The following is a 24,321-nucleotide window of genomic DNA, read 5'->3' on the forward strand; positions in this document are numbered from 1 at the left end:
ATAGTAGAGCTAAAAGCTTACTAAAGTAATTCCAATTTTCTAAGATAAGTCGAGGAATTTAATGTAATTATACCTAAATAAAGAAAAAAGGCCCCCAATTGGAGCCTTTTCATCATCCATCCTACTATTCATCTTGTTACACATCAGACCCGAAGCTTTTGAAACTCCCCAGGAGTTAGACCTGTTGCTTCTTTGAACACTTTAGAAAAGTACTTTGCATCCGGGTACCCAACTTGTTCCGCTACTTCATAAGACTTCAATGATGTGTTGATCAAAAGTTCCTTGGCTTTTTTCATTCGAATATCTTTCATATACGCCGTAAAGGACATGCCCAATTCTTTCTGAAAAAGTGAGCTTAAATACTCTGGTGTAATATTAAAATGGCTAGCCAGCTCATCTAATGAAATCCCCGTTTGATATCGCTCCTGTATCAGTTTCGAAGCTTTATGAATGATAAGACCTAAGGATTTTTCTTGCTGTCCCACATGTTGAAAAGCATATTCAGCAGCAAGTCTCATTGCTTGTTTTAACTCCATCGGTGTTTGAGCAGCTGATAATAAATTGAACACTTCATTGCGATCCTTCGTCATGGTTACATTGCCACTTAATACCTCTGCCAAGTGAAGCATATTGGAGGCGAATCGGACACAAGCTCCGGTCACTTCTTGTGGATGTACAGCCTGATTACGACATGCTGCGATCATTGGTTCTATATAGGAATAGATCTTCTCTTTATCACGATTAGAAACAGCTTCTTTCATTCTCAATTCCGTCTCGGTAGGATACTGAAATTTACTTCCTGCCTTGTCAGTGAACTCATCTTTTAGGAATGTTCGCTGATTTTCATACGTAAGTGACCACTTGTGTATTTCCCTTAAGCTTAATATTTCCTCTTTCAAATCTCTAAGATGAGGAAGCATAGTCCAGCTTAACACAATGTCTGACACTTGAAGAGTGCGTAATTGAGCTATCATCGATTCCCAAAATTGTTCTATATCGAGCAGATCTCTCTTCTGCAGTAAAATAGCAATTTCCTGGTACTCTTGCAGCTCTACAAGACAAAAGTTAGGTATCTGTATTTCATTTTCAATATAAAGTCGAATAGTATCTTTCAATTCCGATACGTTCTCATAACCAGAAGCCCCTACATAAACAGACGCAGCCTGAAATTCCATACCTGCATCAAATCCAAGAAATTCGTGAATATGTAAGTGGAAGAGTTCATGATCGATATCCGATTGCTCCAGATATCGCCTCAGCAGTTGTTCAGGACTTGAGATTGACGCTTTCTCTTCTATGCCATTGAGTAAATTTGAAATCATCGTTCTTTCTGCTTCTTGAAGCACACGTGACAAATCATCCGCCGTAATAGGCTTCAGTAAATATTCACTAACGATACCTGTCTGTAAAGCCCTGCGTGCAAAATCAAATTCGGAATGTCCACTTAAAATCACCGATTTGGACGTAATGCCTTTCTTTTTTAGGTTCTCTAGCATTTCTAAACCATCAGTTCCAGGCATCCGTATATCAGTGATAATTAAGTCCGGTCTCAATTCTTCAATGAGCGCCGCACCTTCCAATCCGTTATCACTTTCACCAACAACCTGATAGGCATCACTGAACTTATTGATTAATCGAATGATGCCTTTTCTTGTTTTCTCTTCATCCTCAACAACAACGATTCTCATCGCGACTCCCCCTTCAAGACATCGTTTTCATTGATACTAGGCAAGATGAGGTCTACCTCAGTGCCTTTCCCAACTGTACTCTTCATATAGAATTTTGCTTTGTCTCCATAGTATAGAGCCAATCGGTCAATAACGTTGCGAACCCCAATACCAGAGCCAGCTGCCAGAACACGATCATATTGACCGTCCAGAATATTCCTAACAATAGCTTCATCCATCCCACAGCCATTATCTTCAAGTTTTACACATAGTGAATTTTCATAGCCAGAATAGAAATGAATCTTGATCAAGCCTCCACTCTTCTTCCCTGAAAATGCATGAAGGATGACATTCTCTACGAAGGGTTGTAGCAATAATTTATAGATGCGAGCCCTCTTAACGCCAGATTCCATGATAATCTCATATTGGAACGAATTATTAAATCGATTTTGCTGTAGGAACAAATAATGCTCTAACCACTCGATTTCCTCAGAAAGTGAGACTAATTTATTACTTTGGCTAATGCTGTATCGAAGAATATGGGCAAGTCCTTTTAACATTCGGCTGATTTCATGTTCATCTTTTTCAATCGCCATCCAGTTAATCGAATCCAACGTATTATAAAGGAAATGCGGGTTGATTTGTGCTTCTAAAGAGCGTATTTCCGATTCTTTCTGTTTCTGGACAGCCTGCCGCGTCTCTTCCATCAGTTCATTGATGGTAATCATCATTTTATTATAGTTGGAAACGATTACAGAAAACTCATCACTTGAATTATTAGCAATTTGAACAGTGAAATTACCACGTTGGGACAATCTCATTGCATTCACAATTTTACGCACCGATTTGGTCAAAAAACCTGAGAAATAAATAATAAGGAACGTTGTCAGCGATATACTTGCAGCCCCCGCAAGTATATTGATTTTTTGCATGTCATACATTTCTGAGAATAAATCGGACTCGTTGGTCACGTTCACAATCGTCCAACCTGTCTTTTCATTTGGAAAATAGTTAATGATCGAAGCCTTTTTTAATACGTTCGCATGTGTGGGAAGCTCATTTTTCAGAGGCTTCTTATCATCAATAATGTCGGAAAGGTTCAAACCTATTTTTTCTTTGTCAGAGAAGGAAATGAGATTAAGTTTCTCATCCATTAAGAAGTTCGATGAGTTTATTTTCCTTGTTTGAGTATCATTCGTTGTAAAATTCACCGCATCGGAGAGCACCGACTCATCCAAACTAACAATAATATAACCCATATCTTCTGGTGTACCATTCGAAAGTCCGGTTAATCTACGAGCAATGTGAAAAACAAACTGTCCATTCTCTGTCTCTCCATTCACTTTCTCAGTGACCGTAACAATGGAGCCTTGTTGATTGTTTTTTAGATTTTGTAACAAGTTTAGTCGCGAATCTTCCTTAATATGATTCCATAACGTATCGATGGAAGAACCCGTCGCGCGATCAAACGAAACAATACTCCCATTATTGTTGAAAAAAGAAAGACTGCGAATACCTTCCTTCGAGTACGTATAGCTCGCCAATAACGTCCGAAGCCTGCTGGCATATAACAAGCTTTCTGACTCATTGCCATGAAGGATATTATGCACAGAACTGATGATGTCCTCATCTGAAAATACTTGATACAAAATATCGGCATAACCAGATAAAGCCGTATTCAGATTCTTATTCGTTTGAATCAAATTATAATTAACAAGTTCGTTGATTTTCGTCGTCATCGTATGCGTAGAATTATAATAAGTAAAATACTGCATGAGAATGGCTGGAAGAAATGTAACCATGAAAAAGGTAATGATCAGTTTATTTTTAAAACTAATCTCGGATTTAAAAAAATTCAATAATGCCATAGAACCACCTTTATGTGTAGGTTTTCTACTAATATTAAGTTGTCTTCATCAATAAAGCTATAGCTATAATAGGAAAAAAGGACAGATAGTTACCTAGCCCCTATCCATCCTTTCCCTTATTAATCTCTAACCCAAACCACCATTTCACCTGCTCCACGGTTCGCCCAAGCATAATAAGGAATGTATTCAACTGTAATCGTTTCTTGTTGCAATGTCTCATCCGATTTATAAAGTTCTGTACCCCATGTATCATCCATCTCTCGATAGGCTTGCACTTGTAAAACCTGAATTCCCCCAAGAAGATCAGGAACCATTTTCGTTATTGCTTGGGCTTGTCTTTGCAAGCGAATCTGATGCAAGTGTTTGCCATTATCCGCTTCTTCCATACAGTAAACCAAAGGCCCGCGTTGTAGGGAAACCTTTCCAATCGTTTCCCGAAGCAATGGATGACCTTTCATCCGCAGAAGCGGCATTGATAGTATCCATTCAACACGATCATCCGATGTCCATATACGCTCAATCATAGCGTACCCGTTTACTAGGGAGCTCTGCCATTCAACAGCCTGACCGTTGATCGCTAATTCAGTCTGATCGCTCCAACTCGGCACCCTTAAAGCCAATGTAAACGCAATATCGTTCTCGGATTCAATGGAGAAGTGAACATTCCCTTCCCACGGGAAGTTGGAGCGCTGCTTTAACGTAAACGACTTGCCGCCTACTTCAAACTCTGTATCTCCGCCAACATATAAATGAGCATAAACGCAATCATTCTTAACCGTATATACATATTGTCCAAGTGATGCCAGCAACCGAGCGATATTAGGAGGGCAACAGGCACAGCCAAACCAACCTTGTCTAACAGGCTTCACATGGTCGTAATTATGATTAACCCCACAGGCATCAGGCCATACTTCAAGCGGATTTACGTAGAAAAATTGCTTCCCGTCCTGAGACATTCCGGCAACAACCGTGTTATAAAGTGCACGTTCCATGATGTCTGCATACTCACTCTTCGCTTCAATTTGCAGCATGCGCTGAGCGAAAAAAATCAAACCGATGGATGCACATGTTTCTGCATAGACCGTATCATTAGGAAGGTCATAATCTACGGTGAATGCCTCACCGAATGCCATAGAACCAATACCGCCTGTGATATACATCCGTTTCGTGACCATATTATTCCATAACTTACGGCAAGCATCCAGCATCCCTTGATCGCCGGTTTCAACGGCCACATCAGCGATACCTGCAGCCATATAAACTGCGCGTACGGCATGTCCTTCTGCCGAATTCTGTTCACGAATTGGCAAATGCGTCTGGCTGTATTTTTTATCATGGATCATATCTGCATTGTACCAGTGTCTCGTTTTACCGCGTTTCTCGTACTCCTCTAAATAAAAATCACCTTGCCCACGTTCCTCTAAGAAGAATTTACTTAGGTGTAAATAAGTCTCATTCCCTGTCGTTCGGTAAAGCTTCACAAGGGCCAATTCAATTTCCTGATGACCATCATAACCCTTGATTTGCGTGGGTCCATGTCCAAATACGGTATTGATATAATCTGCAAATCGACATACAATGTCGAGAATTTTCTTTTTCCCTGTGGCGTTGTAATAAGAAACCGCCGCTTCGATAAAGTGCCCGGCAGTATACAACTCATGGCACTCACACAAATTCGTCCATTCTTGACCAGGCTCTTTGAGCGTGTAATAGGTATTTAAATACCCATCTTCCCGCTGAGCTCTGCCTATCAAGTCGATGACATCATCGGCAAGCTTTTCTAAGTCGGGATCCTCGCCCGTTTCCAACAAATAGCCAACAGCTTCGAGCCATTTCGCGACATCGCTGTCTTGAAAAACCATGCCGTAAAATTCGCCCTGCTCATCTCCTGCAGCAATTTTTAAATTGAGGATGGCATGACTCGGTTCCGCTTCTGGAATCCGATCATTTAACGCTTCCCATTGATAGGGCATGACAACTTCGCGAATCAACTTTACATAAGGACTCCAAAACGAATCCTGAATTCGAACATCTTTTATAGGTAATGCTTTCGCAACTTGCCATTTAAGTGATTGCATCTATGTCTCTACTCCTTTATCCGCTCTCTCTAACCTTTAACAGCACCATTCGTTAAGCCGCTTACAATATATTTTTGAATAAAGATAAAAATTAGAATGACAGGTAAAACGGAAACGACACCGAATGCCATGATGTTATTCCATGAAATCCCTTGATAGCCAAGGAAGTTATATATGCCTGCTGTCACAGGTCTCATTTCAGGTTTACTCGTAAACGTAAGTGCATAGATAAGGTCCCCCCATGCATATAAAAACGAAAACACGGCAGCAACGACAACGCCAGGAATCGCTATTGGGAGCATGATACGCAAGAAAGTTGTGAATGTGTTGCATCCGTCAATCTTCGCAGAGTCCTCTAATTCCTTCGGTAAGGAAATAAAGTATGTCCGAAGGATCATGACAGAGAATGGAATTCCAATCGTTGCATCGGCAAGAATTGGTGCCCAATATGTATTCAAAATGTGTAAATTTTTAAATTGAATAAATAATGGTGTTAAAATTAAGGAAGATGGCAACATTTGTGTTACAAGAAATAATAGAATAAAAACTTTTTTCCAAGGTGTCTTGAATCTTGCCAAACCATAGGCTGCTGGAATCGCAAGCACCGTAGATATGATCATCGTTGCGACCGAAATGATTGCGCTATTCATAAAAGATCGCAAGATATTATTATCTGCCCCGAAGAGCTGGTTCGTGTAGGATTCCCATTGAAAATGCTCAGGCAAAAACGTGGGATGCGCTAAAAAAATATCCGACTCAGGCTTCAAAGACGTCACGATCATCCAATAGAGTGGGAAGAGGAATACACAGGTAAACAGCAGTGCAGCTAGATTCAGAGTTCGATTCGTTCTTCGCTCTGCTTGGGAATGAAATTGCACGCTACATCACCTCTTCCTTACTGACCAATCTTAGATAACCTAGGCTTACAATAAATAGAATGACAAACAAAACATTGGCAACCGTAGCGCCTTGACTGAACTTGTACTCAACAAAAGAGAGCTTATAGGAAAAAGTCGACAACATTTCCGTCGCATTGATTGGACCACCATTTGTCATAATCACAATAAGATCAAACACTTTGAAGGTATAAATAAAACCTAGAATAAGTAATGAAGTAATGGCGGGTTTCAATAAAGGCAATGTAATTTTGAAAAACTTATTAAAAGAATTCGCACCATCAATCGAAGCACTCTCATAGATATCCTTCGGAATCGTGGTTAAACCCGTGGTAATCAATATCATATTGAAGGGAACACCGATCCACGTATTCGCAATAATAACAGCCCACAAGGAATTAGAAGGATTGACAAGCCACTCCACTGGTTGCTTGATCACATGCATATTCAACAATATTTCATTTAGGATTCCGCCGTTTAATCCGAAAATAAATTTAAACATTAACCCCGTTACTGTAATCGGCATGAGCCAACTAATCATAACTAACCCTCGAAGACGTTCGGCCATTGAAAATTTTTGACTGAACAAGAGCGCTAATGCAAAACCGATAATAAATTGGAAAAGAATACAAAGCACAGTATAGACTAGCGTATTATACGTGGACTTTAGAAATATAGGGTCTTTAATAATAAGCTTGTAGTTAGCGAATCCAATAAATGAAGGTGAACTTGCGATATTCATAACGTTAACATCATAAAAACTTAAACGAATATTTTCGAACATCGGATATCCAACCATCACAAGCAGATAAATAAGCGCTGGTAAAATAAAGGCATTGCTATAAAACCGATCTGTTAATTTCATTGATGTGACCCACCACCTTTCTAAAAAATTGTTGGAGCACAAATTTACTTTGTACTCCAACAATAAAGAGTTAGCCTATTTTAATGCCGCACTAATTTTATCCTGCGCTTCTTTTGCTGCAACTTCTGGCGTTTTGTTCAACGTCAACGTTTGCTGAAGAGCGGAAGAAAGAGCATTGGATATTTCCGGCCATTTCGCATGCGGACCGCGAGGTTGCGCATACTGCATTTCTTCATTAAATACTTTGAGAACAGGATCCTCCGTCCAGAACTTATCTGTAGCGACATCTTTTCGTGATGGGAAGTAACCGAAACTTTGAGCAAATGGCTTGATGACCTCTGGGCTTGCCACATACTTAATGAATTTCACAGCATCATCCACATTCTTACCATTAACGACCCCTAAGTTCTCGCCGCCAAGAACGGAAGCGTTCTTTTCGCCTTTTGGAAGAAGAACAACTCCATACTTCAGATCTGGCGCACTCGTTTTCAACTCAGGGATTTGCCAAGGTCCATTGACCATCATGGCAACTTTACCAGCTGCGAATTGCTTCATAACATCTGCCTGTGTCCAGTTGAGTACCTCTTTACTAACCGATTGATCTTTCACTAAGTTTGCTAAGAAGCTGTAAGCTTTAATGCCTTGTGGGCTATCTACTTTATCAAAAGAAGCACCTGCGGCAAGCAGCCATGGAAGGAATTGGAATGTGCCTTCTTCATTACCTAAGCCACTGAACCCTAACCCTTTCACGTCACCTTTTGAAAGCTTTTTGGAAGCATCACGTAACTCATCCCACGTTTTTGGCGGCTGAACGCCTGCACCATCTAGCATTGTTTTGTTATAGTACAAAGCCAAGTTGTTACTGCCTAATGGGATTCCATAAACTTTGCCGTTCAGTGTAGCTGATTTCCATGGTCCTTCATAAAATTGGTCTTTATCTGGCCAATCTTTAATCTTGTCCGTAATGTCAGCGAATAGTCCCATTGCAGCATATGCTGCATGATCTGGATTATCAATCACCACGATATCGGGAAGATCCTGCGCTGCTAATCCAACAGACAGACGTTTCTTAAATTCAGCGAATGGGATGAACTCAGGCACGACTTCCACATTCGGATCTACCTTCGCGTAGCCTTGTGTTAGCGTTGAAATTTTGTCGAAACGATCTTTCCCTTCAAAATAGAACCAAAGTTTAAGCTTCTTTTTTGTAGCTGCTGGAGCCGGCGTTGTTGCAGTTTTTTCAGATGCAGCTGGTGTAGTCGTTCCTGTAGCGCTTTTTGTATCACTGCTTGTAGAGGAGCAACCTACTGCAGTAGCAAGAAAAACAGATGACAAGACTAGCGATGTTAACGCTTTCTTCATTGAATATGACCTCCATTGTGATGTGCTTTTTCTTTACATCCTTATCATAAAACAATGAAAGCGTTATGATAATTCTAATAATCTAAGATAAGTAGACGATTATAAGGTAATTTTTCTTTAAAAGCACAATCCATAATCTTACATTATGCCCTTACATTCCTCCCTCAGAATGATAAGATTTTCTTACGAATGCTCGCTTGTTCGCAGGATTTCACATCCCATAGAAGTGGAGAATGAAAGTGTCAGGTAGTGGTGGAGGTCCCTATACTAAAGGAGGGCATACGGAAATAGAGGGACTGTAGTCTTTTCCCATCTTGTTCCATATACTGCACACTGCTCCATGCTGCCTTACGCAATAATTGATTGCCATGGGCATACTGTCTAAGGTCGCCAGCACCTGATAGAATTGCTGCAATGAAGATTGTGCCTCTTGTCCGACACGAATCCTTCTCGATCTTTTTTACTGTTAGTCATAAATCCAACTCCAGCTATTAGCAACGTTCAAGATAATTTTCTACAAGCGACCCTCAACGACCTCTTGTAAGATGAAATCAATTTTATCTTTTATAACACTCACGCTCCTCGAGCTGAATGTAAACAAAGGTGAGTCCCACTTTTCGGGCTGGTTTTCTTCATCAACTAACTCAACTAACTTAACCTTATAAGGTCCGCTAGGATTGAATGACGGATACCAACCAAGATCTACTATTCTTGTATGATCTTGGCTAACAATTTGCAAGATGTCTTCGTCCAAATCCAAAACATTTTCATAAGTATCATCCGTAAATTCATCTGTTGAGACTTCAAGGAAATTGTTTATGGAAATCATCCATCTTGATGGTATTCTTAGAGGAACCAATTTGGGTTTCAAAGGGAATTCACGCCTTTCGTATCCACTTTATCATTAACCATTATGCCTTCTTGCGATGACTCCGTTCCATGAAAAACCTGCCTGTTACTTCAATAAACAAAATAGGATCTGCCGCTAAGCAAATCCTAAATTATAGTTCCCAGTTAGCTCAGCGTGTGCTTGAATCAAAACACAATGACGGGACCATTCCATTTTTCATCTTGTAGAATCTTCTCTTGATAAAAATTGTATTCTTTGTACTTGGTAATTACCTGCTTCCAGAAATCATACGCGGTCTTGTTAGCAGATGTTTGCCTTATCTCCCAAGAGCCAGTGAACTGTTCAAACAATGAGTACGCAACATTTCTGCCTACCCCTTTACGCCTGTATTTCCTCATAATAAAGAAATCACTTACTAAATTTGTTTTTTCAGCAGTACTCAATTTCATGTATTCTTTTGGTACATCTAGGCTAATCCCTGAGTCGTCAACGGCTTGGAAATCACTTCGCCTTTTTCGTTAAACAGCTGCACGAGTTTTGCAGCCAGCGCCTCCGCCGCTTCTTGCTTAAAGCCTGTTTTGAAAGTAAAATATAGGGACTGAGTTGAGATCGAATATGCGATCTGCTGTCCCTCCGAATCTTAAATATTACCGCGGATGGGCGGGATGGATACGCCGTTCGTGATCATGCTTGTCTGGCGTTCCTAGAGACTCGGACCCTCGACGAACTGTAGATAAGCAAAACGTACGATTAGTGAAGAGAACAGTAGAAATGTAAGCATGAAAAGACATTTAACCTAATACTGAAATGGCGACAGTTTCGAACTTTTTCTTTCGTACTTCGGTTTTATCATTAATTTCCATACCGTTCCCTCATTCCGTCACTCGATACCCACCCTTTAATTGTCATATATTCAGACGAATTCCTTTTTTAGAGAGGTTCAATCTTTATCCCTGTACAATAAGAATAAGTAACCTTACGGGAATGGCGGGTATCCGAACTCAATACCCAGTTATTTTTCAAAATTTACTGGCTTCCGAATCCATGAGACCGATGAATTCCCGGATCGGCTGTCGTCTATATAAACGAAGGCATAAATGAACACAAACTAATTTGACGAAGAGGTGTTTTGAAAATGGCATTAACGTCCGCATTCACGAGCTTCAACCTGCCTGTAAAAAACGTAGAACAATCGAAAGCGTTCTTCACCGGACTCGGATTCGAGCTCAACCCGCAATTCCCCGAGAACGAGAATTCGGTAGCCATCGTGATCGGCGACAACCTGCAGGTCATGCTGATCAATCAAGCATTCTTTAATACGCTCACGGAGAAGGAATCCGTCGATACGAGCAAGTATGCGCAGATGACGATCGCCTTGGCCTTCGAAAGCCGGGAAAAGGTCGATGAAATCGTGAATACCGCAGTCTCCTTAGGCGGGAAATTACACGCTGAACCTGAAGATTATGGGTCCATGTATCATTGGGGCTTCGTGGACTTGGACGGCCATCTGTGGGCCATTAACTACATGAACATGGATGCGGCATAAGGTTAAGGCTCATGGAGAGCACGCTCGTACTAGGGTTCAAAAAGAAAGACGCCGGGCATCCTCCCCGGCGTCCTCTTCGCGATTATTAGTTTTGTTCGGTATAGGCTTTGAAATTGTCTATGATCGCTTGCCAGCACTTTTTATCAGATTTAGTACTCATGGATAAAATTTAGCACGCCATGCGGTAGCCCTTCGAGTGTTAAACTATCGTTTCCTTTAGCTTAATCAAGCAAGTCAATCTAAAACTTTATTTTCTGAGAGCCATATTACCCTTATTGATTCAAAATATTAGGAAAAGGGTAAACATACGATAAGTGGGAAGTGGTATTAAAAACCAGCGAAAAACGGAATTCAATTTTAGTTTTCGAAAGGTTGTTGATTCACCATGAAAACACTAAGAAGGATAAAAAGATCGAGATTTCTGCTTCGATACTTTTTGAGTAAGACTTAGCATTAGAAGTGCATTTTTGAAATAAACCGCTTCCCACTATAAGAGGACTCTGCGATATAATTCGCGGGGTCCTCGCTTTTATGATGTTATCAATCAATTTCTCCTTTGTTATTAAGCTACCCTGCCAACTAGCTTAATAAAATGAGCAGGCCACGGCAGTGCCTGTTCATTTAATGTGTGTTATTCAACTATCGTTCCTCGTTAGCGTAATGAACGGTCGTCCTTATTTCGTTCATATGTGTAATCCATAAACTTATCATGAAATTGAATTCCGTCTTTAATCGACTCTTTAGATTCCTTATCAATTAGATCCAATTCATATTTAAATCCATCATCATATCCATCAATCAATTCCATTATTCTATAGATTGTTTCATCAATTATTTCTAATTGAAATGATTTGAAAAGCTCTCTTTTAGAATGAGTATCAATGCTATCACCAAGTAACTTATATTCATCGTTATCTAAGGTATTTAATGCAATTTCTGAGTATGTTTCACTAATCGCAGATAATCTTTCAAAAAGATTTCTACGAATATCATCTACGAGCGACATAGAGAGATCCCCTTAATTTAGTTTTTTGATAAGCTCTTGCAGTAATTTCATATAACGTTCCTTTTTTACGTCTCTTATCGGCTACCTTCTCTACCACCGCGCAAATCTGCCCGATAGCTCAATGAGGCTGCCACTCGTTTTCGCAGCGGCAGCCTCATTTTATAGTTTATTCAAGTAACGTTCTCCGTTAGTTCAGACATACACACCGCAGCCTATATTGTTCCTGTTACTCAAAAGGGAACTCTTGCCACAACATTTCACGTGTCTTGCCGTAACGTCCAACAGTTTTATTAAACTCATCATTCATTTTGGCGCTGCCAAAGTATGCGCTAACTCTTTTAACAGAAGGATTGCTTAATAGAGGAATGTAGTCCACCATTTTCATATTCATTGGGAACCAATGTATGAATTCAGTTAATGCTGGAGCCTGCCCCAAACTACTGATATTTTTCAGGCCTTTCATGCTTTCCAGAAAAATTTTTCTCAACCTAGGTAAGCCGCTCAATACGGGTAGTACCTCTACATTGGTAAGCGATTGAAGGAAAAGGTATTGCAGACCAGTTAGGGTGGAAATGAAAGACAAATCGTTTACTCCACGGACTTGCCACAGTTCCAGATACTTAATATTTTCCATCCCTTCTATCGCCGAAAAATTATTAATTCCACCCAGTTTGATATCAAGTGACCACATTTTTTTCAAAGGAGTCAGATATTCTACATGTTTAGTTGTTACGGACCTCAAGGTCACATCTTCCAATTGGTGCAGTAAGCCAATTACATCAATATTTTTGGTATGGCCTTCGATATAAATTTTTTTCAATCCACGAAATCGTTCAAGAACGGCAAGATCGGGCTTCTTAGATTTCGTCTGCCCTAAGATAATTGTCTCCAACGTGTTAGGTAAAAATCTCAGTATTTCGAAACTATCCAGGTAATAAACACCTATATTTACCGATTTTAATTTATTAAGTTGGGTAATGGCATCCAGATTGACAGCCTCTGTAATACAATCAACTGTAAACCGGGACACATTAGGAAGCGCAGAAAGAAAATTTAAATCGCATGGTTGGTCGTAAAAGCCGTAAGCCCGAAGTTCTATATCATCTCGCTCGGCAAATAAATGGTTGTTTAATAGCTCAAACGTATTGGACTCAATTGGTGCCGAGAACTGGATACTTTCCAAATTTTTATTGGAGACAAGTTCCTTCACTTCTTCTTCTGATAGTCGGTCTTTTATTTCCACTCTACTTGTTGATATTTGTCTATACATGAGCTATCCCCTTTTAAACTCTCACTGCAACTAATAATACCACATATTGGAACTAATAATCTGTTCGTTATGAGGTCACCAGATCTTTCCTCATTCATTTCCATTTGCATCATATGGTACTTTGTTTTAACTCATCATATCCGCAAACAAAACATATCAAAATCTCCCCTAGCTTTAAATCAAAATACCTCGATTTTACCACGGATAACTGCTCGTTAGGTGAGCGAAAGGCTGCCTATTGTGCCGGCAGCCTCCCATAGCTATTTATTGAACAAACGTTCTTTCGTTAGTTCAAAAGAAACTTCAAAGCGGTTTGGTTTGTGTTCGCTCTTCGATGTCACGTTCCAACATCTCGTAATAATCGGTTTTTACGTTTAAGGCCTCTAAGTTTACGATAAGCTGGTCGATCTGCTCCCGGATCTGTTTTTTATGGTCCTCGAGCATCCGTCTGCGTTTGGCAACCGTCTCGTCACCGAGGTAGCGCATCTCAGCAAAATGCTGCATTTCGCGAATCGGCATGCCGGTATCGCGTAGGCGGATGAGGAACTTGAGCCATTCTATGTCCTTTTCGGAATAATATCGGTAGCCGTTATCTTCTCTTTCAATGGCGCGGATAAGACTGACCCTCTCGTAATAACGCAGCGTATGAGCGGAGAGGCCGGTCATCTTCGTAACTTGCTGAATGGTATACGTCGTTTTCATACTATCAATATATCAGAGTGCAGCGTTAATTTCCTTCACCCGGCAGAGTCATGCTGTTTAGCAGATTCATTCCGTTAATGGCCGTCGGAAACCCCCCATAAAGAACCGATTGAATGATAACCTCCTCCATTTCCTGCCGAGTCAACCCTACGTTGGATCCGGCCTCGATATGTACTCTCAATTGCGTCTCCCTGTTCAGCACCGTCAGCATGGCTATCGTTGCGATTTCCCGTTCCCTTAGAGTTAACGCTTCACGGCCGTAAATATCACCGAACCATTCCACGAGAATATTCCCTAAATCACCTAAAGGGGCCACAACGGCTTCTCCTGCATGCCCGTCTACCTTCCTCAACATTTCCATTCCGAATTCATACCGATTTTTCATATAATCAGCTCCTTATGTTTTAGCTGATTTTCATTTTAAACCTTCGAGCGCGCTCTAAAGCAAGATATTTTTAAAAATTGTCATGGTAGGTGTCATCTCACTAAACGGAAAAAATCATATGCTAAGCTATTAAATACATAAAAAAACACTAAGTCAGCGGTAGCCAGTTGTGGTATTCTTATTCAACTATCGTTATCCGTTAGTTCAACGGCGGTGGGCATTACTATTGAACACCTGCAGTTCCAAAGGTACTATTAATTACTTTTTTATAATTATCCCACTCAAAATAAAATGGCCCGATATTAATCTTTCTCGTTTCAGGCTCAAGGTAAAAGTCCTTCCAAGTAACAAGATTATTCTCCTTATCAATTTTTACAGAGATAAACCCGCATTCCTCATCCCCACACCACGAGCATACAACGCTGCTTGCTCTTATTTTTCCTCTTCTTGAATCTCTTTAAGAATGTCCGTAATTAGGACTGCCTTTAACTCTACAAGATCATTTCTCAACCAAGCCATACATTCCTCTGAAAGGCTATTGCGCTCGCCATTTAGAAAGTGATTTATCCATGCAAACACCTGTTTTGACTCACTTATACCCATGTAAAACATTGGACGAACGACTATTTTCAAAAGCGCCCGCTCGAGATGCTGACGAGCAAGAATAACTTCAGGGACGACTTCTAAAAATCCGTCCGCTGCAGCTTCACAGTTATAGCTTGGGATCCAATTACCAATCATTTCTACGATCCGGTTGTCTTCGAGATCACATGATCCATCTTTAATGCTATTAAGCAGTGTGTTAATCTGTTCCCAAGAAGTTCTTTGCATATCTATAAGTCACCTCAATACATATTTTAACATGACCTTGCCAGTTACTTGAATAAACAAAAAAAGAGCTGCCGCGATGAAAGCTCCTTCACTATCGTTCTCCTTTAGCGAATAACACAGGCTAATAAAATATCATTTCCAACCAGCACGTTGTAGTACCTCTCTTACAAAGTCGCCTTTGGCATTCGTGTAAGCCAAACTGTCATGTTGGAATCGTTGTGCAAGTTCCAACTTTAAGTCACCATATTGTTTGGCATCTTCTGGATGACTTCTTAAATAGTCTCGAAACAGAACATGGCGCTTATACTCGGCGTTGTCCATGGTGCAGACGTATAGGTGATGCCAGGTTACATTGGATGGTGGAATAAAAGCCTCTCGTCCAGCAGTTCCTAAGTCCCCTTCATGAACGTAGCCAAGGGTGGCTAACCGTTGAATAGCCTTAAGGACATCTGATTGCGCAGACACAACCACGTCGATATCAACAATTGGTTTGGCTGCCAAGCCTGGAACAGATGTACTGCCAACATGTTCTATTGTGACTACAAAATCGCTTAATACAGGAAGTACAAAACCTCGTAACTGTTGAAACAATTGAACCCAACTAGGGTCATAATCACGTACTATTAAACCGGCGCCCATCAAACCCCTCCTGCTATACTTTAACAGATACAGGCAGCTGTTCACGCTAGCTGCCTTCATATTATGATTAAACTATCGACTTATTTCCTTAATTGTTTGGTATTCTATGAAGCATCTCTAATCCTTGTTCGCTAAGGAAATTATGATTCAAGAGATAATTTGAAACAGCCTTTATGTAGTTATCGCATGATACAAAGTAATCACTTGATACAAAATATTTTTTATGCTCCATATCTTTTGTTTTCAATATGCGTATTTCTTCATCGGCTCGTTTTAGAAATAACGCAACCTCGTCATAAGATTCACTGATAAAAAGACAAATAGAATTGTTTATGTATGAAATAAGTCTATAGTAGATTGAATTTCGCTCTAGTCCAGTACGCGGTAGTGTTTCAAGTTTATTTAACATTCTAATTTTATTCATTATTTCTTCTAAGTCCATTAATTCTTTCCCCCTTAGCTAGACGAGATCTTCACATCCATATTTTAACATAATATTGAAGATTACTGCCCGATAGTTGAACAGGCTACCGAAATGTCGGTAGCCTGTTGTCGTGGAGCTATAGTTCGCCGTTAGTTTAGTCTTCGAGTTTTTTTATATAATTCTTTTGATCCTTTGTAAACATATAGCCTCGTCTCTCATAGAACCTGTGAGCATGAATTCGACTTGGGTGGGATAACAGTTTTATTCCAGAATATCCACTGTCCTTTCCCCACTGTTCCAGGCGATCAATCAAGATACTACCTATACCCTGATTCCTGTAGCTTTCTTTAACAACAAATCCCAGAACATTTACTAAAGAGTCGGAAAAAAGTAACTCATACGGACTTCCATGAATATATCCTATTACCTCGGTGTCTTGTTCGTAAACAAAGATGATATCTTTAGTTTTCTTTGTAATGATTTCAATCTTCGCTCTTACTCTCTCTTCGGTAAATACACGTAGATTCGGGTTAAAGTCTTGATTTAGCAAATAAATATCATGATAATCAGTTTCTCGAATTTCCCTGACGGTGTTTTCTTTCACTTTAAACGCCTCAATTCTTTGTCATTACAATCATCTAAAAAAATTTACAAGTGATTGTATATCTTGACCATGGCAAGGCTCTTTGTATGAACTTAACTCCCGTTACTCCAACGGACAACGGCAGCCAATCGTGTGCCGGCTGCCGTCAATTCCATTATTGAACTAAAGTGTCCCGTTAGCGTAATCAGCCAAATGCTACGAAGCGTGAATGCGGTGTTATGCCAAGGCACCTTTCGAGCGTATTTCCAAAATTCATATATCCTCTCCTTAAAAGGTTACTATCACTTTTCCTTCGGAGTGGCCAGTAGAAACTTTATTTAAAGCCATGTTAATGTCATCAAAATTATAAACTGAATCTATAGCGGGCTTAATATCTTCATCCTCAACTAGTTTCGTCAGTTTTTGTAATTGCCTGCCATTGGCGGACACGAATAAGAAGCGATATTCTTTATTCTGTTTAACTGCTAATCGATCTAAACGAGCACCTACTAAACCAAACAATAGCTTTTTCCATATTGGAAAGTTATTTTCAGCAGCAAAGCGGTAATTGGGTAAAGCCTTCAATGATACCAATTTCCCTTGGGGTTTGAGAATAGCAAGTTCCGTTTTAATTTCTTTTGCCCCCAATGTATCGATAACATAATCGATATTAGATAGCAAATCAAAATAATTTTCCTCTTTATAGTTAATGAATTGATCAGCGCCGATGGACAGTGTACGTGATCTCCCTCTTTCACTGCCGCTCGTAATCACATATAACCCCATCGATTTGGCAATCGGGATAGCCATCGTACCAAAGCCGCCAGTTCCTCCAGGAATAAATAGTTTTTTATCGGGTTGAACATGAAGTACATCATGCAAGGCTTGATATGCAGTCAAAGCCGTGAGGGGTACCGCGGCGGCCTCAATAAAAGAAAGATTTTTAGGCATAACGGAAATCGCATCCTCATGGACTGCCGCATACTCAGCAAAAGCTCCGATTTTATTTATTGGCAGCCTCGTATAAACGGGATCTCCAACCTTGAATTTCACAACATCTTTTCCAACAGCCTCAATAACGCCGGATAGTTCGTTTCCTAAAGTTAAAGGGAAGTCATAATCGGCAATCATGCGAATACTACCATTTAAAATAAGAATGTCTAAGGGATTTACACCTGCAGCTTTTACTTTGATAAGAACCTCATGGTTATTGATTTCCGGTATTTTTATATTGTTTATTTCTAATTGGATTTGTTTTGAATATTTTTCCATTTGTGCAGCTTTCAATTCTTCATCTTCTCCTTTTCTCATTTATCTTAATTCCACATTCGTTTATTGGAAAAATTGACGGCGTACTTTAACTTGTACGCCATCATAAAGCAATATCCATGTTATTCTTTACTGTTGTTGAGTTCTTTCATCGTAGGATAATCTGTGTAACCCTCGCTTCCGTTACCAGAGTACAATGTTTTACGATCTGCTTCATTCAAAGGAAAGCCTTCTTTAAGACGTTCAACTAAGTCCGGATTAGCTAATGACCATACCCCGACTGGCGCCATATCAGCAAGGCCATTATCAATATCTACACTAAGATCTTCTAGAGCCCGTCCAGCTCTATTGACTAATAATGGATTTGGCCAGATGTTGCGAATTTCACGGAGCAGTGTTTCGTTCCCTAAATGCATAACATGGAGGTAAGCTAAATTATATTGAGCTAATTCTTTTACAAGGTGAAGATAAACTTCAGGACCGTGTTCGCCCTCATCAATTCCGTTAAGAGGTGTTCCCGGCGAAATACGGAAGCCTGTTTGTTCTGCTCCAATTTCTTCAACGATTGCTTTCGTTACTTCAATTGCAAAGCGAGCACGGTTCTCTATCGATCCACCGTATTTATCCGATCGTGTATTAGAATTCTCCCCAATAAATTGATTAATCAGATAACCATTTGCTCCATGAATTTCAACGCCGTCAGCTCCTGCTTTAATAGCTGCCGCTGCTGCTTTCCGGAAGTCTGCAATTGTCGTCTGGATATCTTCTTCACTTAACTCTCTTGGAACGGGTATTTCCTGCATCCCTTTAGCCGTAAACATTTCTACACCGGGTGCGATCGCAGATGGTGCAACGGGTTGACGATGATGTGGTGTATTGTCGGGGTGCGAAACACGACCGACATGCATTAATTGGATAAATATAAATCCACCTGCTTCATGTACCGCATCCGTAACCTTTTTCCAACCTTCAATATGCTTTTCCGTATAGATGCCCGGTGACCTTAAGTAACCTTGACCATCATCAGAAGGTTGTGTGCCTTCAGTAATAATTAAACCCATCGATGCTCTTTGAGCATAATAATGGGAAGTTAGCTCTCCCGGCGTACCATCCTCTTGCGCTCTACTTCGTGTCATTGGTGCCATCGCTAACCGATGGGGTAATTCCAGGTTGCCAATTTTCGTTTTGCTCCACAGTTTTTCCATTTTAAAAACCCCTCTTTGAATTGAGTTTATTTTATTAACTCCAATGTTTCTTTCGATTATCGCTCCACTTTAGCCTGTGCGGATCTGACCGCATTTGTCATGAGCTTGCGAGGCAGCAACCGCGGCAAGAACGCCATGAACTTGTTGCGCCCCCCTGTTATGATTAAAGTCTTGCCCCGCAAGAATTCGCGATATCCTATGTCAGCCACCTGCCCAACCTCCATGACGCCGCTTCTAAACAGCTTTGAGGTGGCTAGCCCAGCACGATCGACAAAGCCAGTCGCTGTCGCTCCCGGACAGAGTGCGGACACAGTCACGCCTGTGCCGCGCAGCTCATTCTCCAAAGCCTCAGTGAACGATAGTACGTACGCTTTTGTCGCGTAGTAAACTGCCATCAGTGGTCCAGGAAAAAAAGCCACCAACGAAGCCACATTCAGCACGCCCCCTTGGTGCCTTTTGACCATATCCGGTAAGAACACCTTCGTCATTACAGTCAGAGCCTTGATATTAATGTCGATCATATTCGTCTCTTGCTCCAGCTGTGTCTCCAAGAATTCCCCGTACAAGCCGAAGCCCGCATTATTAACAAGAAAGTCGACGGTGATCCCTTTTTCTTTAAGCTCCCTGTAGATTTCCTCCGCCATGCCAGGTAACGCAACATCTTTGGCGATGTATGTCGTTTGGACACGGTACTTTTCCCGATATTCCCTCGCGAGATCCACGAGCTTGTCCTCGCTGCGTGCGACCAGCACCAAGTCGTATCCGTCTTTGGCGAAACGATCCGCCAGCTCTTTTCCAATTCCGCCCGACGCTCCGGTAATTAGTACAGTTTTGCTCTTCATTTAAGCTGTGGGTAAATAGCAGCTACACCGCCAGCGAGAGCACGCTGGAGTTGACGGCTCGGTTCATCAGCAAGAATTTCAAAGCTATCGGACTCTATTCCATCAATTGCAATTTTTGCAATATCAGCAGGGTTGGACTTCGGAGCTTCAACGCCTGACGTCATGTCTGTATCCATAAAGCCCACATGCAAGCCAGCTACTCTCACATTTTGAGGATACAGATTTAAGCGCAACTCGTTCGTCATTGCCCACGCAGCCGCCTTTGCAGCCGAATAAGCGCCTTCACTCCCCCCACTACTGAACCATGATAATGCGGAAAGGATATTCAGTATGGATCCTCCACCATTATTAATAAGAATAGGTGCGAAATTGCGAATCATGGATAATGTGCCAAAGAAGTGCGTATTAAATTCCAACTGAATTTGATCGAGATCACCGTCAAGCAAAGTAGCGCCTGTAGCCGATCCTGCATTGTTGATCAGAAGCGTTACATCTTGAGCGGCCATAGCAGCTGCAGCTACCTCTTGAGGGTTCGTAATATCAAGCTTTACAGGAATTGCACCGGGAATGTCAATGGACTGCGGATTTCTTGCTCCGGCATACACCTTAGCCCCTCTGGATAGAAGTTCAAGGGCAAGATGGCGACCAAAACCTCGGTTCGCGCCAGTGACAAATGCAACTTGTTGAGAAATATTCATTTTCATGTGCTCCTTTTATTGTATTCTGTTTATGAAATTGTTTTCTTGAAGCTATTCGGTCTGCGTTTTGATACGTAGTAAGTACGGTAAGCGAGTTTTACTCGATACTTGTTTTTTAACGAGAACGATCATTCTCAATATCGTAAAAAAAATGCTGCGTGCCTTACTCTGTTGTTTTTGTGTGTTGTGTTGTTTGTTGTTTTAACTGCGCTGATAAACTTCATTGTAAACTATGCTTTAGAGCTTCTTTCCGCGATTATTTTTGAGAATGTTCATTCTAAAATAGGCGTAAGATAACTCGATCGCAAAGAGCATGGATTAGCAGAAGGGAGACTTCACATCTGAACTGACTACCACAATTACCCTTATTCTTCCAGGAGCTTCATCGAAATATGAGTAATACGGTGAAGCTTTTCTTTGGAAGCCGAGGTTCTTGCCATTACCCTTAACCCAATCCATACATTATGCAGGTATTCCGCCAATTCCTCAGCATTGTATGTGGAGGTGAATTCACCGTCACGTTGTCCCCAAATAATAATCTCCCTGAGCAATTGCTCTGCTGTCGTGAATGCTTTCGTGGACTTGTTATCCACCTCGACGTCGCGCGCCGCCAATTCTACGGCCGAATTCACCATTAAGCAGCCGGCTGGCGAGTCCTCATCCCCGTCGATCATGAAACCAAAAATAAACTGTAATGCCTCCGATGCGGTCTTGGATCGTTTAACCCCTCCTGCAAGCGCGGCGCTGATTTTGTCGTCAAACCGATCCATCGCTTTCAGGAACAGATTATGCTTATCTCCAAAAGTATCATACAAGCTTCTTCGATGAATACCCATATGCTCAACCAACTCGGTCATGGACGTTTTCTCGTACCCCTGCTCCCAAAAGAGCCGCATCGCCTTATCCAAGACCTCTTTCTCTTCAAACTCCTTGCTTCTCGCCATTCCCATCTCCCTCCCTCAATTAATATAACATATTGAGAACGATCAGTAAAGAATCGTTATGCTCTTTTTTGAATGACATAATATTTCCATTGAGTTGGTTGTCCTACAATTCTACATATTGGAACTATCCTGCCCGTTAGCTGAGCGCGTCTTTTTAATCTTGTTGGCAATCGGATCAAGTTCTTGTCATTGCCAATTAACAAGAACTTGATCCGATTAAATAAAAAGCCCGCGATTTACGCGGACTTGATTCGGACTATGTTCTTGTCATCCGACAATTTTTTACTTATTAAATTTTAGATAGCACTACCGAAGCAATCATTCCAGCAACAGGAATCCATAAGAGATATGATTTTAAAAGTTTTACTAACCGACTGTGTTGTCCATTTACCATTTTTGTATGGTCGTGATTCATTTGTAAGTCGGTTGCTGCACCTGTCGCATTCCAAGTGTTGAAATAGTTACTGCCAGAGGAAAATAGCAGGACTGTAACTAACAAAAAAATTAATGAACCCATAAATAAATAATCCGAAATTTGTTGTAGCATATCTTGTCACTCTCCTCTTCGATGTTCTAAATTTGATTATACAACAATAACGAATTACATTCTATTATTTTACTTTTTTGGGATGTTTTCTCAACATTTATTTGAGTCCTGATTGAATTATTCTGCCCATTAGTTGAGCAGATCGGCAGAAATAAAACAGGCGATGGACCGGTTCCATCGCCACGCTATAGTGTCCCGTAAGTGTAATCGGATAAATTCTTTCTCTGCATAGTTGCTTTTCCGCACTGCGTCCGATTAGGAAGTCGTTAAGGAGCTAAGTCAAGATAGCCGTCTTTTTTATGAAATACATAGTCTTGATTACTTTGTTTTTGATTGGTGGCTTTAAAGTAGTAGTAAATATCGTCTTCTTTCACATATTCCGCACTTTCTATCTCGTAAGCCATAATCTCTTTAACTTCCACCAAGGAAAAGGTATTATCCAGTGGAGTTGCTTCCAAGGAATCAATTCTCCAGTCATCAATATTTGTCTTAACTAATGTGTATTTCACTTGTTCTGCTCTAGAGTATGTTGGGTTACCATAGGTTTTAAAAAAAATAATGATTTTCCCATTAGTTACTTGATTTAAACGGAAACTAGGTTCGTACATACTGTGTTTATGAGCATAAATTAAGCCTCGTGGTTCCATTATCCATCCAGGATCATTATTATACATATCTTCCCATCGTTTGATCGCATTTTCCGTGTTGTACTTTAACAACTCTGGTATTAACTCTTCAAAAGTTGGGGCATTTTCTTTTATTGCCTTTTTCTCTGCAACACCCATGACACTTAGTGTTTTTTCTTCCAGGTCACGAATTTTCAGAATGAATGAAGCCTTATCATCGATACGTACATCAGTTCCAGATACTGTCGTTGCTGTTGGATTCGGCGATTCTGTTGGCGCTATTGTGGTCGTTGGTGATGGTGAAATTATGGATTCATTTGCCGATTGCTCACAACCAGCTAACATGATAGTTACTAAAGTGGCAGATATAAAAACTAACAACTTTTTCATATAGGATAGCACTCTCCTCGAATAATAAATTCACGAACTTTGTAAATCACCATATAAAGGTATTCGTCGAAGTGGTTACGCTTTTCTACCTATTAGCCATCCATGCCCCAAACGGGGACTAAGGATTATGGAAGAAATTACTTTCTTCTATGGGAGCTTAATTGGCTAACTTCCTCGTTTACAGTTAATACCAATTATTAGACGAGAAACTTATCTGATAGGTTGCGTTAACCTGCCCGTTCGTAGCGAAGGGCTGCCAAGCGGCAGCCCTTTTTTAATAAAGCTATAGTTACCCGATAGCTTAATGACGTTTTTAAATCGTTTAACGTTAACTCTGCAGTGTCAGTGTATAAATCGTGAGATATCTACTTTCATATCTTAACTTCATGTAACCTCAAGATGAAGACTGCTGCCACAATAAAGAGGGACAACAATAGAAAAGCAAGCCCAAGCACGCTTCTCCCAGCTGCGTACAAAGCTGTAGAAGCTACAACGAACACAACCAATTTAAGTGCCGTTCGAAAGGGGAAGGAGAAGATGGATAACGAAGCCTTAGGAGAGAGAAACACCCCCCAAAGAATTGCGACGACCAGTGGTGAAGCGATTGCCAGCATAATTTTGACCGCACGTCCTGCCTTGATATGATAACCCCAGTATCCAAACGCAACCATTGCTCCTAGCTCCAACAGGAAAAATGCGGTGAGGATGACAACACCTATCGGTTTCACTTCCATCTGCCTCCCATTCCAACTATCAGTTCTACGTTAGAGTTTAGCAAGTCTACTGCTTTCGGCAATCGGACAACGTTCTTGTCAACCGACAACAGTT

At 40.7% G+C, this 24,321-nt stretch carries 26 protein-coding genes; 1 reads left to right on the forward strand and 25 read right to left on the reverse strand.

Annotation, left to right across the window (positions count from 1 at the left end):
* Window positions 1-143: 143 nt before the first annotated feature.
* The 8 genes from ACSQ8O_RS31745 to ACSQ8O_RS31780 all read right to left on the reverse strand — a co-directional run bounded on the left by ACSQ8O_RS31745 (window position 144) and on the right by ACSQ8O_RS31780 (window position 10,035).
* Entirely contained in the window at window positions 144-1,688 is a 1,545-nt protein-coding gene (locus ACSQ8O_RS31745) for a response regulator transcription factor (protein ID WP_436244905.1), read from the reverse strand.
* Window positions 1,685-3,535, reverse strand: a complete 1,851-nt coding sequence (locus tag ACSQ8O_RS31750) for a cache domain-containing sensor histidine kinase (RefSeq protein ID WP_436244906.1) — start codon at window positions 3,533-3,535, stop codon at window positions 1,685-1,687. Before ACSQ8O_RS31750 ends, ACSQ8O_RS31745 begins: the two co-directional genes overlap by 4 nt.
* Before the next feature lie 119 nt (window positions 3,536-3,654).
* Window positions 3,655-5,613, reverse strand: a complete 1,959-nt coding sequence (locus ACSQ8O_RS31755) for a glycoside hydrolase family 127 protein (RefSeq protein WP_436244907.1) — start codon at window positions 5,611-5,613, stop codon at window positions 3,655-3,657.
* Between the two features lie 29 nt (window positions 5,614-5,642).
* On the reverse strand, window positions 5,643-6,491 hold the full coding sequence (locus ACSQ8O_RS31760) for a carbohydrate ABC transporter permease (RefSeq protein ID WP_436244908.1): 849 nt from the start codon (window positions 6,489-6,491) through the stop codon (window positions 5,643-5,645).
* Between the two features lies 1 nt (window position 6,492).
* On the reverse strand, window positions 6,493-7,374 hold the full coding sequence (locus ACSQ8O_RS31765) for a carbohydrate ABC transporter permease (RefSeq protein WP_436244909.1): 882 nt from the start codon (window positions 7,372-7,374) through the stop codon (window positions 6,493-6,495).
* A gap of 75 nt (window positions 7,375-7,449) precedes the next feature.
* On the reverse strand, window positions 7,450-8,736 hold the full coding sequence (locus tag ACSQ8O_RS31770; protein WP_436244910.1) for an ABC transporter substrate-binding protein: 1,287 nt from the start codon (window positions 8,734-8,736) through the stop codon (window positions 7,450-7,452).
* A gap of 514 nt (window positions 8,737-9,250) precedes the next feature.
* Window positions 9,251-9,607 (reverse strand): hypothetical protein, encoded by a 357-nt coding sequence (locus tag ACSQ8O_RS31775; RefSeq protein ID WP_436244911.1) that lies wholly within the window; start codon window positions 9,605-9,607, stop codon window positions 9,251-9,253.
* A gap of 164 nt (window positions 9,608-9,771) precedes the next feature.
* Window positions 9,772-10,035: a hypothetical protein gene (locus tag ACSQ8O_RS31780; protein ID WP_436244912.1), complete on the reverse strand. Its 264-nt coding sequence runs from the start codon at window positions 10,033-10,035 to the stop codon at window positions 9,772-9,774.
* A gap of 686 nt (window positions 10,036-10,721) precedes the next feature.
* Between ACSQ8O_RS31780 and ACSQ8O_RS31785 the strand changes: the two genes are divergently transcribed.
* A complete protein-coding gene (locus ACSQ8O_RS31785) occupies window positions 10,722-11,132 on the forward strand; it encodes a VOC family protein (RefSeq protein WP_436244913.1) in 411 nt (136 codons plus the stop codon).
* Window positions 11,133-11,784: 652 nt separating this feature from the next.
* Here ACSQ8O_RS31785 and ACSQ8O_RS31790 read toward each other — a convergent pair.
* From ACSQ8O_RS31790 to ACSQ8O_RS31870, 17 genes are all read right to left on the reverse strand, one after another.
* A complete protein-coding gene (locus ACSQ8O_RS31790; RefSeq protein WP_436244914.1) occupies window positions 11,785-12,138 on the reverse strand; it encodes a hypothetical protein in 354 nt (117 codons plus the stop codon).
* A 226-nt stretch (window positions 12,139-12,364) separates the two neighbouring features.
* Complete coding sequence (locus ACSQ8O_RS31795) at window positions 12,365-13,408, reverse strand: hypothetical protein (RefSeq protein WP_436244915.1); 1,044 nt, start codon at window positions 13,406-13,408, stop codon at window positions 12,365-12,367.
* A gap of 303 nt (window positions 13,409-13,711) precedes the next feature.
* On the reverse strand, window positions 13,712-14,110 hold the full coding sequence (locus ACSQ8O_RS31800) for a MerR family transcriptional regulator (protein ID WP_436244916.1): 399 nt from the start codon (window positions 14,108-14,110) through the stop codon (window positions 13,712-13,714).
* A 25-nt stretch (window positions 14,111-14,135) separates the two neighbouring features.
* Window positions 14,136-14,495, reverse strand: coding sequence for a carboxymuconolactone decarboxylase family protein (locus tag ACSQ8O_RS31805; RefSeq protein WP_436244917.1), 360 nt, complete (start codon window positions 14,493-14,495; stop codon window positions 14,136-14,138).
* A 432-nt stretch (window positions 14,496-14,927) separates the two neighbouring features.
* Window positions 14,928-15,326: a hypothetical protein gene (locus tag ACSQ8O_RS31810; protein WP_436244918.1), complete on the reverse strand. Its 399-nt coding sequence runs from the start codon at window positions 15,324-15,326 to the stop codon at window positions 14,928-14,930.
* 132 nt (window positions 15,327-15,458) lie between these two features.
* Entirely contained in the window at window positions 15,459-15,965 is a 507-nt protein-coding gene (locus ACSQ8O_RS31815) for a GrpB family protein (RefSeq protein WP_436244919.1), read from the reverse strand.
* Window positions 15,966-16,053: 88 nt separating this feature from the next.
* Window positions 16,054-16,407, reverse strand: a complete 354-nt coding sequence (locus ACSQ8O_RS31820) for a hypothetical protein (protein WP_436244920.1) — start codon at window positions 16,405-16,407, stop codon at window positions 16,054-16,056.
* 136 nt (window positions 16,408-16,543) lie between these two features.
* Window positions 16,544-16,993, reverse strand: a complete 450-nt coding sequence (locus tag ACSQ8O_RS31825) for a GNAT family N-acetyltransferase (RefSeq protein ID WP_436244921.1) — start codon at window positions 16,991-16,993, stop codon at window positions 16,544-16,546.
* Between the two features lie 92 nt (window positions 16,994-17,085).
* Complete coding sequence (locus ACSQ8O_RS31830; RefSeq protein WP_436244922.1) at window positions 17,086-17,223, reverse strand: hypothetical protein; 138 nt, start codon at window positions 17,221-17,223, stop codon at window positions 17,086-17,088.
* A 37-nt stretch (window positions 17,224-17,260) separates the two neighbouring features.
* Window positions 17,261-18,283, reverse strand: a complete 1,023-nt coding sequence (locus ACSQ8O_RS31835) for an NADP-dependent oxidoreductase (protein ID WP_436244923.1) — start codon at window positions 18,281-18,283, stop codon at window positions 17,261-17,263.
* Window positions 18,284-18,363: 80 nt separating this feature from the next.
* A complete protein-coding gene (locus tag ACSQ8O_RS31840) occupies window positions 18,364-19,446 on the reverse strand; it encodes an alkene reductase (RefSeq protein WP_436238901.1) in 1,083 nt (360 codons plus the stop codon).
* Between the two features lie 56 nt (window positions 19,447-19,502).
* Window positions 19,503-20,288 carry an SDR family NAD(P)-dependent oxidoreductase gene (locus ACSQ8O_RS31845; RefSeq protein ID WP_436244924.1) on the reverse strand — a complete coding sequence of 262 codons (786 nt, stop codon included), beginning with the start codon at window positions 20,286-20,288 and terminating at the stop codon, window positions 19,503-19,505.
* Complete coding sequence (locus ACSQ8O_RS31850; protein WP_025723270.1) at window positions 20,285-20,986, reverse strand: SDR family oxidoreductase; 702 nt, start codon at window positions 20,984-20,986, stop codon at window positions 20,285-20,287. The genes ACSQ8O_RS31845 and ACSQ8O_RS31850 overlap by 4 nt, the downstream gene beginning before the upstream one ends.
* 365 nt (window positions 20,987-21,351) lie before the next feature.
* A complete protein-coding gene (locus ACSQ8O_RS31855; protein WP_436238904.1) occupies window positions 21,352-21,930 on the reverse strand; it encodes a TetR/AcrR family transcriptional regulator in 579 nt (192 codons plus the stop codon).
* A 289-nt stretch (window positions 21,931-22,219) separates the two neighbouring features.
* Window positions 22,220-22,477: a hypothetical protein gene (locus ACSQ8O_RS31860; RefSeq protein WP_436244925.1), complete on the reverse strand. Its 258-nt coding sequence runs from the start codon at window positions 22,475-22,477 to the stop codon at window positions 22,220-22,222.
* Window positions 22,478-22,743: 266 nt separating this feature from the next.
* The gene (locus ACSQ8O_RS31865; RefSeq protein WP_436244926.1) at window positions 22,744-23,493 is read right to left on the reverse strand and encodes a hypothetical protein; all 750 of its coding nucleotides are present in this window, start codon (window positions 23,491-23,493) and stop codon (window positions 22,744-22,746) included.
* 371 nt (window positions 23,494-23,864) lie between these two features.
* Complete coding sequence (locus ACSQ8O_RS31870; RefSeq protein ID WP_436244927.1) at window positions 23,865-24,227, reverse strand: YrdB family protein; 363 nt, start codon at window positions 24,225-24,227, stop codon at window positions 23,865-23,867.
* Between the last annotated feature and the right edge of the window lie 94 nt (window positions 24,228-24,321).

The organism is Paenibacillus sp. LjRoot56, assembly GCF_964253335.1.
Classification (GTDB): Bacteria; Bacillota; Bacilli; order Paenibacillales; family NBRC-103111; genus Paenibacillus_E; species Paenibacillus_E allorhizoplanae.

Coding starts and splice junctions, on each gene's coding strand:
- ACSQ8O_RS31850 (WP_025723270.1), bottom strand. CDS start 20,986: ATGAATATTTCTCAACAAGTTGCATTTGTCACTGGCGCGAACCGAGGT.
- ACSQ8O_RS31810 (WP_436244918.1), bottom strand. CDS start 15,326: ATGCAAAGAACTTCTTGGGAACAGATTAACACACTGCTTAATAGCATT.
- ACSQ8O_RS31780 (WP_436244912.1), bottom strand. CDS start 10,035: ATGAAATTGAGTACTGCTGAAAAAACAAATTTAGTAAGTGATTTCTTT.
- ACSQ8O_RS31815 (WP_436244919.1), bottom strand. CDS start 15,965: ATGGGCGCCGGTTTAATAGTACGTGATTATGACCCTAGTTGGGTTCAA.
- ACSQ8O_RS31865 (WP_436244926.1), bottom strand. CDS start 23,493: ATGAAAAAGTTGTTAGTTTTTATATCTGCCACTTTAGTAACTATCATG.
- ACSQ8O_RS31800 (WP_436244916.1), bottom strand. CDS start 14,110: ATGAAAACGACGTATACCATTCAGCAAGTTACGAAGATGACCGGCCTC.
- ACSQ8O_RS31870 (WP_436244927.1), bottom strand. CDS start 24,227: ATGGAAGTGAAACCGATAGGTGTTGTCATCCTCACCGCATTTTTCCTG.
- ACSQ8O_RS31770 (WP_436244910.1), bottom strand. CDS start 8,736: ATGAAGAAAGCGTTAACATCGCTAGTCTTGTCATCTGTTTTTCTTGCT.
- ACSQ8O_RS31835 (WP_436244923.1), bottom strand. CDS start 18,283: ATGAGAAAAGGAGAAGATGAAGAATTGAAAGCTGCACAAATGGAAAAA.
- ACSQ8O_RS31795 (WP_436244915.1), bottom strand. CDS start 13,408: ATGTATAGACAAATATCAACAAGTAGAGTGGAAATAAAAGACCGACTA.
- ACSQ8O_RS31765 (WP_436244909.1), bottom strand. CDS start 7,374: ATGAAATTAACAGATCGGTTTTATAGCAATGCCTTTATTTTACCAGCG.
- ACSQ8O_RS31805 (WP_436244917.1), bottom strand. CDS start 14,495: ATGAAAAATCGGTATGAATTCGGAATGGAAATGTTGAGGAAGGTAGAC.
- ACSQ8O_RS31745 (WP_436244905.1), bottom strand. CDS start 1,688: ATGAGAATCGTTGTTGTTGAGGATGAAGAGAAAACAAGAAAAGGCATC.
- ACSQ8O_RS31755 (WP_436244907.1), bottom strand. CDS start 5,613: ATGCAATCACTTAAATGGCAAGTTGCGAAAGCATTACCTATAAAAGAT.
- ACSQ8O_RS31855 (WP_436238904.1), bottom strand. CDS start 21,930: ATGGCGAGAAGCAAGGAGTTTGAAGAGAAAGAGGTCTTGGATAAGGCG.
- ACSQ8O_RS31790 (WP_436244914.1), bottom strand. CDS start 12,138: ATGTCGCTCGTAGATGATATTCGTAGAAATCTTTTTGAAAGATTATCT.
- ACSQ8O_RS31750 (WP_436244906.1), bottom strand. CDS start 3,535: ATGGCATTATTGAATTTTTTTAAATCCGAGATTAGTTTTAAAAATAAA.
- ACSQ8O_RS31840 (WP_436238901.1), bottom strand. CDS start 19,446: ATGGAAAAACTGTGGAGCAAAACGAAAATTGGCAACCTGGAATTACCC.
- ACSQ8O_RS31820 (WP_436244920.1), bottom strand. CDS start 16,407: ATGGACTTAGAAGAAATAATGAATAAAATTAGAATGTTAAATAAACTT.
- ACSQ8O_RS31860 (WP_436244925.1), bottom strand. CDS start 22,477: ATGCTACAACAAATTTCGGATTATTTATTTATGGGTTCATTAATTTTT.
- ACSQ8O_RS31785 (WP_436244913.1), top strand. CDS start 10,722: ATGGCATTAACGTCCGCATTCACGAGCTTCAACCTGCCTGTAAAAAAC.
- ACSQ8O_RS31845 (WP_436244924.1), bottom strand. CDS start 20,288: ATGAAGAGCAAAACTGTACTAATTACCGGAGCGTCGGGCGGAATTGGA.